This window comes from Nonomuraea spiralis (assembly GCF_014648435.1).
In the GTDB taxonomy this organism is placed as follows: domain Bacteria; phylum Actinomycetota; class Actinomycetes; order Streptosporangiales; family Streptosporangiaceae; genus Nonomuraea; species Nonomuraea spiralis.
This window is the reverse complement of record NZ_BMRC01000008.1, coordinates 410,794-423,312: the sequence shown is the minus strand read 5'-3', so window position 1 is coordinate 423,312 and position 12,519 is coordinate 410,794. Positions and strand designations below refer to the sequence as shown.

Annotated in this window: 10 protein-coding genes; 3 read left to right on the top strand and 7 right to left on the bottom strand. The window is 72.6% G+C overall.

The features are described from left to right. Positions 1-21: 21 nt before the first annotated feature. A complete protein-coding gene (locus IEZ27_RS22560; protein WP_189649014.1) occupies positions 22-1,032 on the top strand; it encodes a LacI family DNA-binding transcriptional regulator in 1,011 nt (336 codons plus the stop codon). A gap of 374 nt (positions 1,033-1,406) precedes the next feature. Here the strand turns inward: IEZ27_RS22560 and IEZ27_RS22555 are convergent, their stop codons facing one another. From IEZ27_RS22555 to IEZ27_RS22545, 3 genes are all read right to left on the bottom strand, one after another. Next, a complete protein-coding gene (locus IEZ27_RS22555) occupies positions 1,407-2,120 on the bottom strand; it encodes an RloB family protein (protein WP_189649013.1) in 714 nt (237 codons plus the stop codon). After that, positions 2,117-3,346, bottom strand: a complete 1,230-nt coding sequence (locus IEZ27_RS22550) for an AAA family ATPase (RefSeq protein WP_189649012.1) — start codon at positions 3,344-3,346, stop codon at positions 2,117-2,119. The genes IEZ27_RS22555 and IEZ27_RS22550 overlap by 4 nt, the downstream gene beginning before the upstream one ends. A gap of 100 nt (positions 3,347-3,446) precedes the next feature. Next, on the bottom strand, positions 3,447-4,736 hold the full coding sequence (locus tag IEZ27_RS22545; RefSeq protein ID WP_189649011.1) for an FAD-binding oxidoreductase: 1,290 nt from the start codon (positions 4,734-4,736) through the stop codon (positions 3,447-3,449). Positions 4,737-4,807: 71 nt separating this feature from the next. On the opposite strand from IEZ27_RS22545, the gene IEZ27_RS22540 reads away from it, so the two are divergent. Next, positions 4,808-5,161 carry a nucleotide pyrophosphohydrolase gene (locus tag IEZ27_RS22540; RefSeq protein ID WP_229824227.1) on the top strand — a complete coding sequence of 118 codons (354 nt, stop codon included), beginning with the start codon at positions 4,808-4,810 and terminating at the stop codon, positions 5,159-5,161. A 122-nt stretch (positions 5,162-5,283) separates the two neighbouring features. Here the strand turns inward: IEZ27_RS22540 and IEZ27_RS22535 are convergent, their stop codons facing one another. Then, positions 5,284-6,762 (bottom strand): MFS transporter, encoded by a 1,479-nt coding sequence (locus IEZ27_RS22535; protein WP_189649010.1) that lies wholly within the window; start codon positions 6,760-6,762, stop codon positions 5,284-5,286. 143 nt (positions 6,763-6,905) lie between these two features. Between IEZ27_RS22535 and IEZ27_RS22530 the strand changes: the two genes are divergently transcribed. Continuing rightward, positions 6,906-9,977 (top strand): BTAD domain-containing putative transcriptional regulator, encoded by a 3,072-nt coding sequence (locus IEZ27_RS22530; protein WP_308427302.1) that lies wholly within the window; start codon positions 6,906-6,908, stop codon positions 9,975-9,977. Between the two features lie 61 nt (positions 9,978-10,038). On the opposite strand, the gene IEZ27_RS22525 is transcribed toward IEZ27_RS22530, so the two are convergent. The 3 genes from IEZ27_RS22525 to IEZ27_RS22515 are packed head-to-tail and all read right to left on the bottom strand — an operon-like array spanning position 10,039 to position 12,508. After that, the gene (locus tag IEZ27_RS22525) at positions 10,039-10,491 is read right to left on the bottom strand and encodes an SRPBCC family protein (RefSeq protein WP_189649008.1); all 453 of its coding nucleotides are present in this window, start codon (positions 10,489-10,491) and stop codon (positions 10,039-10,041) included. A gap of 37 nt (positions 10,492-10,528) precedes the next feature. Next, a complete protein-coding gene (locus tag IEZ27_RS22520) occupies positions 10,529-11,704 on the bottom strand; it encodes an MFS transporter (RefSeq protein WP_189649007.1) in 1,176 nt (391 codons plus the stop codon). Positions 11,705-11,740: 36 nt separating this feature from the next. Beyond that, a complete protein-coding gene (locus IEZ27_RS22515) occupies positions 11,741-12,508 on the bottom strand; it encodes a class I SAM-dependent methyltransferase (RefSeq protein WP_189649006.1) in 768 nt (255 codons plus the stop codon). Between the last annotated feature and the right edge of the window lie 11 nt (positions 12,509-12,519).

Sequence of the window (12,519 nt, the reverse complement as noted above, 5' to 3'; positions counted from 1 at the left end):
GTTTCGGATACACTCCCGAACGTGTCAGCTAAGAGGCGCGTGACGATCGCAGTGATCGCAGAAGAGGCCGGGGTCTCCATCCCGACGGTCTCCAAGGTCATCAACGGCCGGCCCGAGGTGGCGCCGGCGACCCGTCACAAGGTCGAACGGCTGCTCCAGGAGCACGGCTACCAGCGGCGCGTCAGCCAGGACGACACCCCCGCCGGGCTGGTCGACCTGGTGTTCGCCGAGATCGAGTCGCCGTGGGCCATGGAGATCGTGCGCGGCGCGGAGAGCGCGGCCCACGAGGCCGGGGCCAGCGTCGTCATCTCGGTGCTCCACACCCACGCCGGTCCGGGGCGCGACTGGCTCGAACGGCTGGCCGCCCGCCGTACGGACGGCGTCGTCATCGTCGCCTCGCGCCTGTCCACCGGCGTACAGGCGCAGCTCAGCGCGCGGTCGCTGCCGTTCGTGGTGGTCGACCCGGAGGGCGAGCCGGCGCCCGGCGTCGTCTCGGTCGGCGCCACCAACTGGAACGGCGGCCTCGCCGCCACCCGCCACCTGCTCGAACTCGGCCACCGCCGCATCGGCGTGATCAGCGGCCCCGCCGACATGTTGTGCAGCCAGGCCCGCGTGGACGGTTACCGCGCCGCCCTGGAGACGGCCGGCGTGCCCCTGGCCCCCGAACTGGTCCGGCGGGGCACCTTCCTCGTCGACTCCGGCCACGACCAGGGACACGAACTCCTGTCGCTGGACGAACCGCCCACGGCCATCTTCGCCGGGTGCGACCTGATGGCGTTCGGCGTGTTCGAGGCCGCCCGGCAGCGGGGGTTGCGCGTGCCCGAGGATCTGAGCGTCGTGGGGTTCGACGACCTGCCGCTGTCCAAGTCGGCCTGGCCGCCGTTGACGACCGTACGACAGCCGTTGCAGGAGATGGCGGCGCTGGCCACCCGTACGGTGCTGGGGATGGGGAAGGGCGAGGTGCCGGAGACGAAACGGGTGGAACTGGCCACGGAATTGATCGTGCGGGAAAGCACGGCACCCGTGGAGTGACGAGGCTTCTCACAGCCCTGACGGCCTCCGCCCCCCGGCCAGACGCTCATCACCCTGCGGCCCAACGGCCTTCGCCCTCCGGGCTCAGCCGCCGTTCACCCCGGCGCCTGCGGCGCCATGGCCACCCACCCTCGGCCTGCGAGAGCGTGGGCCTTCTAGGCCCACCCTGCCTGCGATGACCACCTGAGGTCGATAGCCTCGCTCCTCCAGTTGATGACCCGGCCCGCGAGGTCTTCGATCCCGCGAGATCAAGCGCCCTACCTCCGGCGTGACAGGCGCCCGCGCCGCGAACAGCACGCGGACCTGTGCCGTCACGAGGGCATCAAGCCCGGCGGCGTCGAGGCAGGACGTGCACCCGCCCTCGGTGTCCCGAGTCAGAGGAACGGAAGGATGCCGAGACTGTCCAGGAGACGCCACATGCCGCTGGACGGGTCCTGATCAAGGGGACCGCACTGTGGATTCGTGCCGCGCGGATGAGCGCACTTGCCGGTCGCGCAGCGTTTGTCCAGGCTTCGCGCGTTGTCGTAGGCGGTCTTGAGGCGCGGCAGGAGCTCGTCGGCACGCGACTTGCTGATCCTCTTGTCCCTTGAGCCGAAACCCGCGAAGCCCGGCCGCTGCGACAACATTTGGTGGACCTGGTGGTTCCAGCCGTCCTGGGGCTGGTCGTAGAGGCCGTAGTGCAGGTAGAGCCAGAAGTCGAAGGACGGGTGGGAGAGGGAGACCCTGATCTTGGAGTGTCCCTTGAGCGCGTTCAGGGCATCGTCGAGGTCGCCGTGCTGGTCGCGATCGAAGAGCGTCCAGATCTCTGCGTACTGTTCGTTGTCCGGCCGATGGGCGTCTTCCTCGGCCACGGTCAGCGCGCGCTGGGCGACCTTCCACGGTTTCATGTCGTCGGGCCGGTAGCGCGGCATGTCGATGCGGAACGAACACAGCCTGGAGAACGTGTTCTGCAGCATCGTGAGGTAGTCGTACTCGGTCACCGCGCCCTCGGCGACGGCGTAGAAGATGCGATTGGCGGCGCGAGGCGGAGGTTGGGCCGTCAGGCTGGAGCCGCGTTGCCGCTTCTTCCTGATCTTCTCGGGGCTCATGCGAGGGCCTCTCCCGCCTCGCGTGCCAGTTCCCCGGGAGCGACTCGCGGTACGCCGCCGAAACGGCCGAGCAGCCAGCCGCGTTCGAGGTTCTCGTTCGGGCGGGGCGGTGGACGCAGGCTCGACAGCGGATACAGCTCTGTCGCGCCCCGAGCGTCCTTCTCCGCCATCCAGACCACGTCGCGGTCCAGGATCCGTTCGCCACCCGCGAGCGGGCGCAACAACGACGCGTCGTGCGTCGTGAACACCATCTGCGCGCCGTGCGCGTTGACCTCGGGATCCTCGAACATCCTGATCACCTCGGCCGCCAGCGTGGGGTGCAGGCTCGCGTCCAGCTCGTCCACGAGGACGGTGGTGCCCCGCTTGAACGCTTCCAGCAGCGGCCCCAGCATCGCGAACCAGGCGCGCGTACCCATCGATTCGTGCGTGAAGTCCAGCGAGACCGTGTGATCGCCGGCACGGTGGAGCAGGCGTACGTCACCCCGTTCGAGCGCGTCCTCGTCGAAGCCGACGATGCCCAGGTCGGCGCGGGTCAGGAGGCGGCCGACCTGATCCCTGAAGCGCTCGTCGTCGAGTGCCCTGGCCTTGGTGAACTCCTGGCGCTGTGGCAGGTCCTGTTCTGGGCTGATCAGCCACAGATTGTCGCGGAACCACTCGAACACGGGCAGCAGTTGCTCGTTGTTCCACTCCGCGGCCACGGTGAGGAAGAGGGAGTCGGGGCGGGTCTTGCGCGCCAGGTCCTGCTTCTCGCCCCGCAGCCCCTCCCCGGCGAAGCGGATGTCGTCCCCGTCGCGGTCGAACCAGATCTGCCGTCTGCCCTTGGGATAGGCGTGCAGCCACTCCGCCTGGACGCGTTCGTCGTCCAGCTCGAAGCCGTAGGTATAGCGGACACCGGCCAGTTCGAGATCGACCTCGAAGAAGGAGTCGTCGTCCGCACAGGTCGGGTCGAGCGCGAAGGGGATCCGGCGGATCGGCTTCTCCTGGCTGATCCACGCCACCGAGTGCAGCACGGCTTGACGCATCAGCCGCAGGCCGGCGAGCGTGTTCGTCTTTCCCGAGGCGTTGGCGCCGTAGATGCCCAGGATCGGGACCACGGACACGGGCCGCCCTCCCTCCCGGACCGGGATGGGGCGGGCGGTGCCGTCGTTCAGCTCCGTCGCGATCAGCGAGAGGCGCTGGTCGTCGCGGAAGGACAGGACGTTGGCCAACCGGAAGTTGAGAAGCACGGCGTCTCCCTTGTCGGGATCACCATACCCATTTCACGGCTTCTGGCGTACGACTTGTGCGTGGGAGGGCGTTAAACCGGACTGCTAGAGGGCGTTCCAGTCACAGGAACAGGTTGTGGGGGTCGTGGGTGGTCTTCAGGGTGGTGAGTCTGTGCCAGGTGGCCGGGGTGTACGCCTGGGCGGCCTGGGCCGGGGCTTCCGGGCCGGCCAGGAAGTTGCGGAAACGGAGGCCCGTGCTGGACGGGTCGGCGAGGTCCAGGGGTGGTTTCGGGTTCGTGCCGGCCATGGCGATCGTGGACAGGCTGTAGGCGGCCGCCCGGTGGTCGATCGCGTTCGGGACGTCCGGGGGAGCGGCCAAGGCGCCGCCCAGGCGGCGGATCTCGACCATCGCGTGGTCCGGGTCGGCGTGGTCGAACAGGTCGGCGCCGACGGTGTGGAGCATCAGGGAGAGCTCGCGGTAGGCGGCGGGTTCCGTGGGGTCCTCGTGGACGGCGGCGATCTCGGTGTAGGGGCGGTCCCTGACGGTGTCGCCGATCGGGCCCAGGGCGCGCAGCGGGGCGATCAGGTCGTCCGGGGCGGGGGACGCCACGTGGGCGATGCGGATGGCGGTGACGTGGGAGTCGGGGAGGCGTAGGAGGGCGATGGACGTGCTCGTCGTGTCGGGCAGGTCGCGGCTCCAGCCGAGCCAGCTCGCCAGCACCTCGGACGCGCGTTCGGCGGGGAAGCGCAGCAGGCCGCCGTGGAAGCGGGGGATCGCGGCCAGGTCCAGCTCCATCGCGGTCACCACGCCGACGCCCGGCCGGCCGCCGCGCAGGGCCCAGAAGAGGTCCTGGTTCTCGTACGGCGTCACTGTGCGCAGGGTGCCGTCGGCCGTGACCAGGTCCAGGGATCTGACCCGGTCGGCGGCCCAGCCGAGTGTGCGGCCGAGCACGGGCAGCCCTCCGCCCAGCGTGTAGCCGACCGCGCCGACCAGGGGAGATGAGCCGTTCGGCGGGGCGAGGCCGTGCTCGGCGGCGGCGTCCACGACCTGGCTCCAGCGCACCCCGGCCTCGACGCGGGCGACCCGGGCGGCGGGGTCGACGGAGAGCCCGGTCATCCTGCGGGTGTTGATCAGCAGGGCGCCGTCGGTGGGCGCGGACAGGCCGTGGCCGGTCGCCTGGACCGCCACGCGCAGCCCGGCCGACCGCGCGTGCGCGATCGCCTTCCGTACGCCGGACACGTCCCGTACGCCGACGACCACGGCGGGGCGGGCCGAGGCGGCGATGGTGTTGAAGCGGGCCGTCTCGTCGTCGTACCCGGGTTCGTCCGGGACGTTGAGGTGGGAGATCACGGCGGCCAGTCGATCGCGGAAACGGGCGGGGAACCAGACGGGGTTCGTCCGGACTGTCATCACGCGTCGTGATGAATCGGGCGGCCTCGCCTGTGGGAGGGGACCGGGCGTGGCCGTTAGGGTCGGGTGGCGTGAACGAGGAGCTGGAGTCGCTGGCCGTACGGCTGCGGGAGTTCGCGCGGGAACGTGACTGGGAGAGGTTTCACACGCCGAAGAACCTGGCGATGGCGCTGGCGGGGGAGGCGGGGGAACTGGTGGCGGAGTTCCAGTGGCTGACGGCCGAGGAGTCGGCGAGCCCGGACGCCGACACGCTGGCCCGCATCCGTGCCGAGCTGGGTGACGTGACGTTGTACCTGGTCCGGCTGGCCGACGTCCTGGGGGTGGACCTGGTGGCGGCGGCCACGGACAAGCTGGCCGACAACGAACGGCGCTACGACGCCACCGGCTACCGAGGTTCGGCACGCAAGGCGCCCCCGTCCGCCTGACGCCGTTCCCACCGCCTGCCCTGGTTCCGCGTTCAGTCCCGCTGGGGGAGGACGCGGAAGACCGCCGGGCGGGCCGGCGGTCGAGGCGGGGCAGTGGGCCTGGAGCGGGTGTGGAGGGGGCGTCAAGAGGTGGGGCGGTGGCCGCGGAGGGTGAGGAGGGCGAACAGGGCCAGGCCCGCGAAGACCACCGCGCTCACGGCCCCCACCGTGTTCAACCCGGCCGTGAACGCGGCCCTGGCCAGCTCCAGCAGGTCGGGCAGGTCCTTGGCGGCGGTCACCGCCGCGCTGATGCTCTCCCTGACCGCCTCGACCGGCAGGTGCTCGGGAAGCCGGTCGCGGTAGACGGCCGTCCCGAGGCTGCCGAGCACGGCCACCCCCAGCGCCACCCCGAACTCGCCGCTGGTCTCGGTCAGCGACGCCGCCGATCCGGCCTTCTCGGCGGGCGCGGCCGTCATGATCACGCTGTTGCCCGCGCCCATCGGCAGCGCGATGCCCGCCGAGGCCAGGACCAGCCCGGTGACGACCAGCCCGGTACCGCCGACGCTCGGGACCAGGGTGTGCAGGAACAGCCCGACCGCGCCCAGCCCCAGCCCGGCGGCCATCACGTACGCGGTGCCGATCCGGGCGGCCAGCCGCGGCGCGACCGTCAGGGCCACGATCATGGCCAGGTTCTGCGGCACCAGCCACAACCCGGCGCGCAGCGGTGACAACGACTCCACGGTCTGCAGGTACTGGGTGGTCATGAGGGTGGTCCCGGCCATGACGATCCCGCCGAGCGACATGATCCCCAGCGTCGCCGCGAACGCCCGGTTGCCGAACAGCCGCAGGTCCAGCAGCGGATTGGCGAGCCCGCGCTGCCGCCGGACGAACACCACGCCGAAGACGGCGCCGGCGACGATCGCCGCCACGGGAACGAGCTGCCACCCGCCGCGCGCGACCTCCTTGAGCCCGTAGATGGCCGGCAGGATGGTCGCCAGTGACAGGGTCACGCTGGCCGGGTCGAGGCGGCCGGCGTTCGGGTCGCGGTACTCGGGGAGCAGCAGGCGTCCGGCGACCAGCACCGCCGCCATGAACGGCACCCCCATGAGGAACGCCGACCCCCACCAGAAGTGCTCCAGCAGCAGCCCGCCCACCAGCGGCCCGACCGCCATGCCGAGCATGAAGCAGCCGTACCAGAGGCCGATCGCGGTCCCCATCTGGCGGCCGTCGGTGAACATCGTACGGATCAGCGCCAGCGACGACGGCAGCAGCGTGGCCCCGGAGATCCCGAGCAGCGCCCGCGCCACGATGAGCATCTCCGCGTTCACCGAGTACGCGGCGGCCACCGAGGCGGCGGCGAAGGCCACGGCGCCGATCAGCAGCAGCCTGCGGCGTCCGATCCGGTCGCCCAGCGTCCCCATGGTGACGAGGAACCCGGCCAGCATGAACGAGTAGATGTCCAGGATCCACAGTTGCTGCGGCGCGGAGGCCCCGAGACCGGAGCTCAGGTGCGGCAGCGCCAGGTAGAGCACGCTCAGGTCGATGGAGAGCAGCAGGGCCACCGAGGCCAGGACCGCGAGGCCGGTCCATTCCCGCCGTCCCGCGAGGGTGCTGGTTGTCATGTCATTCCCCTTTCCGTCGTCTTCACGGTGCTGGAGCCCGCTTCAGGTGTTCTTCTCGTGCGCTTACGGCGCCGCATAAGGTGACGGACATGCGTTTTGGGGTGCTTGGTCCGCTGGCCGTGTGGACCGAGGCGGGGGAGCCTGTGACGATCCCAGGCCTAAAGGTCCGGGCCCTGCTCGCCGACCTGCTCGTCCACGAGGGGCATCCGGTCTCGGCCGACCGGCTGGTCGACGACCTGTGGGGCGAGGAGCCGCCGGGCAACCCTGCGGGCGCGCTCCAGGTGCGCGTCTCCCAGTTGCGCAAGGCGCTGGAGGACGCCGAGCCCGGCGGCAAGAATCTCGTGGTCTCGCGGGCGCCCGGCTACCTGCTGCGCACCGATCCCGGCGCCCTGGACGCGGCCCGCTTCGCCGAGCTGCTGACCCGGGCCGAGGCGGCCGACAACCCGCGGGCCAGGGCGGGGCTGCTGGCCGACGCCCTGGCGCTGTGGCGGGGGCCGGCGTACGCGGACTTCGCCGACGAGGAGTACACCAGGTCGGCGATCGTACGGCTGGAGGAGCAGCGGCTCACGGCGCTGGAGCAGCACGCCGAGGCCCGGCTCGACCTGGGCGAGCACGGGCTGCTCGTCGGCGAGCTGGGCGACCTGGTGGCCCGGCACCCGCTGCGGGAACGGCTGCGCGCCGTGCACATGCGCGCGCTCTACCGCGCCGGACGGCAGAGCGACGCCCTGGCCGGCTTCGCCGAGCTGCGCGAGCGCCTGGCCGAGGACCTGGGCCTCGACCCCGGCCCCGAGCTGGTCGCGCTGCACCAGGCGATCCTGGGCCAGGACCCGGCGCTGAGCCTGCCCGCCGAGCGGCCCACGACGAACCTGCCTACCCCCGTCAGCAAGCTCGTCGGCCGGGACGAGGCGCTGGCCGAGCTCTGCTCGCTGGTGAGCGCCGAGCGGCTGGTCACGCTCACCGGCACCGGCGGCGTCGGCAAGACCAGGCTGGCGCTGGAGGCGGCCCGCCGGCTGCTGGACGGGTTCGCCGACGGCGCCTGGCTGGTCGCGCTCGACCAGGCCACCCACTCACCCGCCGAGGCGATCACGGCCGCGCTGGACATCCGGGAGGACCCGTCCGGCGGCGCCGTCCACGAGCGGCTGGCCGCGGCGCTGCGGACCAGGCGCGTGCTGCTCGTGCTGGACAACTGCGAGCACGTCGTCGAGCAGGTCGCCGAGGTGGCCGAGACGCTGCTGGCCGCGGCGCCCCACCTGACCGTCCTGGCCACCAGCCGCGAGCCGCTCGGCGTGGACGGCGAGGTGTTGTGGAGCGTCCCGCCCCTCGACCTGCCCACGGGCACGGACCTGACGGAGATGGCCCGTTCGGACGCGGTCCGGCTGTTCGTCGCCAGGGCGGCCGCCTCGGCGCGCGGGTTCGCGCTGGAGGCGGGGAACGCGCAGGCCGTGGCCCAGCTCTGCCGGCGGCTCGACGGCATCCCGCTGGCCCTGGAACTGGCCGCGACGCGGGTGCGGGCGCTCGGCGTCCAGGGTGTGGTGGACCGGCTGGACGACCGGTTCAGGCTGCTGGCCTCGGGCCGCAGGGGCGCGCCCGCCCGGCAGCAGACGCTCACCGCGGTGATCGACTGGAGCTGGGACCTGCTCTCCGACGAGGAACGGGTGGTGCTGCGCCGCCTGGCCGTGCACGCCGACGGCTGCACGCTGGAGTCGGCCGAGGCCGTCTGCGCCGAGCCGGGGCTCGACGTGCTCGACCTGCTGGCCCGGCTGGTCGACCGTTCGCTCGTGGTCGTCGCCGAGGGTACGGCCGGGGTCAGGTACCGGCTGCTCGAATCGGTGTCGGAGTACTGCGTGGGCCGCCTCGCCGACGCCGGCGAGCTGGCCGCCGTACGCCACGCGCACCTGGACCACTACCTGCACCTGGCCGTACGGGCGGAGCCCGGGTTGTACGGCGGCGACCAGCGTGACCGGCTGCTGCTCCTGGACGCCGAGTCGGCCAACATGCGGGCCGCGCTCGACACCGCGATCGCCGAAGGGGCCGCCGAGACCGCCGCGCGCCTGGTCAACGCGCTGGCCTGGTACTGGTTCCTGCGCGGCCGGCTGGCCGAGGGCAGGCGTTCGCTGGCCGCGGCGCTGGCCGTCGAGGGGCCGGACGGCCCGGCGCGGCACCGGGCGGCGGCCTGGCACGCCGGGTTCGCGCTCATCCTGGGCGAGCAGGTCGCGTGGGAGCCGCTGCTGGAGCGGATCGCCGATCCGGGCGAGCGGGCCAGGGCCGAGCTGTTCGTCGGCATGAGCGTGCCCGACATGGTCAACGGCCAGGAGCTGACCCGCCGGGCGCTGGCGGCCTGCCGCGCGTACGGCGATACGTGGGGCGTCGCCGTGGCGCTGTCCAGGCAGGCGCGCGACGCGTTCACCCTGCGGGACGGCGAGGCGCTGGAGCGGGACGCGGAGGAGAGCGCGCGGCTGTTCGGCGAGCTGGGCGACCGCTGGGGCATGTTGCAGGCCACCGAATGGCTGGCCGGCGCGGCGGAGATGGCCGGCGACCACGAGCGGGCGAGCCGGCTGTTCGCCGAGGGGCTGCGGATGGCCGAGGATCTCGGCCTGTGGCCGGAGGTGGCCGGGCGCATCGCGTGGCTGGGCTGGATGGCGCTGCACGGTGGCTCGTACGACCAGGCCATGGAGCTGTGCGGACGGGCGATGAAGCTGGCCGTCGGCCAGGGCAACAAGATGGGCGAGACCATGGCCGAGATGGGTCTGGGCTTCGCCGCGCGCCGCGCCGGGCTGCTCGACCTGGCCGAGACGCACCTGCTCCACCTGCTGGAGGGCCTGCCCCGCGACCCCGCCGTCGAGCCGCCGCTGCACCTGCCGGACCTGCTGATCGAGCTGGGCCACGTCACCGAGCGGCGCGGCGACCCGGCCGCGGCCATGGAGCTGCACCGGGAGGCGCTGGCCGCCGCGGTCAGGATCGGCGACCCGCGTACGGCGGCGGCGGCCGTCGCGGGCGCGGCGTCCGCGGCGGGGCCGACCGAGCGGGCGGCGGTGCTGCTGGGGCTGGCCGCCGCGGTCCGCGAGCAGATCCGGACGCCGGCGACCGCCTCGGAACGGGAGGAGGACGAGCGCGTGACGGCCAGGGTCCGCGACGCGCTCGGCGAGCGGGCCTTCCTGGAGGCGTACGCGCGGGGTGGGGCCTGCAAGCTGGACGACGCGCTGGGCCTGCTCTGACGTGTCAGCGGCCGACCCGGGTGTCAGCGGCCGACCTGGGTGTCAGCGGCCGACCTGGGCGTCAGCGGCCGACCTGTTCGGCCAGGCGGTCGAAGAATTCGTCCCAGCCGGCCCTGGCCTGCTCGGCGTGCTCCTGGTCGGTGTTGACGCCGTACTGGTGGAAGCGCATCTCGGTGTGGCCGTCCCGGTCGAGCAGGTCGAGCGTCACCACCGAGGCCGGGCCGTCACCGGGGGCGCCGGGGTCGCCGGTCGTGAACACCAGCCGCGCGGGCGCCTCGACCTCGCGGTAGGAGCCGTCCAGGGTGACCTCGAACCCGTCCTCGCCGACGAGCGTCGCGCGCCACCGGCCGCCGGGCCGGGCGTCGAGGGTGATCCGGCCGACCGGGGCGGCCAGCATGCGGGGGCCGAACCAGCGGGAGAAGCGCTCGGGCTCGGTCCAGGCGGCGTAGACGTGCTCGCGGGGGGCGTCGAAGGTGCGGACGATCTCGTACTGGGCGGTCTGTGTCGTGCTCATGCCTTCACGATGCGGGAACGGACTTAAGGTCGGCTTCTCATGGCCTTACGGAGATCTGGCGCACCGGCCGTACGGACAGCAGCGCCAGGCAGCCGGCGACCGCGACCAGCGCGGAGACGGTCAGCAGCTCGCGCGCGCCCACCAGGCCCGCCATCGGCCCGGCCAGCGCCTGCCCGATCGGGACGGCCATGGTCGAGCCGCCGATCTCGTACGCGCTGACCCGGTTCAGGGCCTCGGCCGGCACCAGCGTCTGCACGCTCGTCGCCCACATCACCGACCAGAACGCCCAGCCGGCCCCGCCCAGCACGTGGCAGGCCATGATCACGCCGAGCGGCAGCCCGGCGGCGAAGCTCAGCGGCTCCAGCGCGAACAGGAACATGCCGATCCCGCCCGCCGCCAGCGGCCTGGCCGGCCTGATCCGCAGCGCCAGCAGTCCGCCGACGATCGTGCCCGCCCCGCTCGCCGACATGACCAGCCCGTACGCGGTCTGCCCGTACGCGTCGGTGACGATCACCGAGCCCAGCGGGATCAGCGGTCCGAACAACGTGATCCCGAAGATCACCCAGATCAGGATGACGCTCCACATCCACGTACGCGAGCGGAACTCCCGCCAGCCCTCCCGCAGCCGTACGAGCACCGGTTCCTCGCCCGAGCCCGCCACTCGCGTCCGCATGAGCAGCAGGCACACGGCGCTGATCGCGAACCCGGCCGAGTCGATGGCGAACACGACGCCCACCCCGGCCAGCCCGGCCAGCGCGCCGGCCAGCCCCGGCCCGAGCAGTTGCATGATCGCCTCGGACATGCGCAGCGTGGCGTTGGCCCGCTGCACGTCGGGCGCGACCCGCGCGACGGTCCCCGCCACGCCGGGCTGGTACATGGCGGACGCCGCCCCCGCGATCGCCGACAGCGCCAGCACCTGCCACAACTCCGGCCTGCCCAGCAGGAACAGCACCGCCATGGCCGCCTGTGTGGCCACCCTGACGACGTCGGCGCCGATCATCATCCGGCGGGGGGTGAAACGGTCCATGAGTACGCCGCCGAACAGGATGAGCCCCGCCATCGGCACGGTCCAGGCGGCCAGGGCCAGCCCCACCCCGGTCGCGCCGTAGCCGGCGTCGTGCATGCCCAGCGCGGTCGCCACGGGGGTGATCGCCCAGCCGAGCATCGACACCGTACGGGCGGTGAAGAAGAGCATGAATTCCCGCGTCCACATGGACGGCCATCATGCCCTAATAAGTAAAGCTTCTTATCAGATGGGGTGGGCCACGAGGGCGTAGCGGCCGGCGTCCGGGTGGTAGGTGGACTCCGTGACGGCGAAGCCCGCCTCCTCGACGCGCCCGCGCAGCTCCGCCTCCGTGAACGGGACGAAGTCGAGGGGGTAGCGGCGGTGTCCGACCCGGCCGTCCTTGCCCTCCAGCACGAGCACCACCTCGGCCTGGATCGGCGGGCCGAATTCGGGCGGGAACGTCCAGACGTACAGGCACAGGCAGCGCACGCCGTCGCGCTCCCTGAACTCCTCGGCGGCGACGATCCGCTGCCGCTCGCGCTGGAGCAGCTCCCAGTTGCGGGAGTCCACGACCAGCGTGCCGCCGGGCGCGAGCGCCCGGCGCATGCCCGCGAGCGCGGCCACCATGGCCGCCCGCGAGCCGGTGTGCACGAGCGAGTTGCCGAGACAGAACACCAGGTCGAACGGGCCGGGCAGCGACCCCGGCAGGTCCTGCCACAGGCAGGTCGCGAACTCCACGCCGGAGACCCGGCGAGCGGCCTCCTCGACCATGGCGGCGCTGCCGTCGGAGCCCAGGACCCGCAGGCCGCGTCCGGCCAGGGCCATCACGTCGGTGCCGATCCCGCACGCGCAGTCCAGCACGGACGCCCCCGGCGGCAGGGCGTCCACCACGGCCTCCACCAGCCGTTCGTTGCCCGGCGAGGTGCCGCCGGGCGTGCCGGGAGGCAGGACGACCCGGTCGGGGAAGATCCAGTGGTAGTCGGCGGCGAGATCGCGGTAATAGTCCCGCATGTCGCGATCGT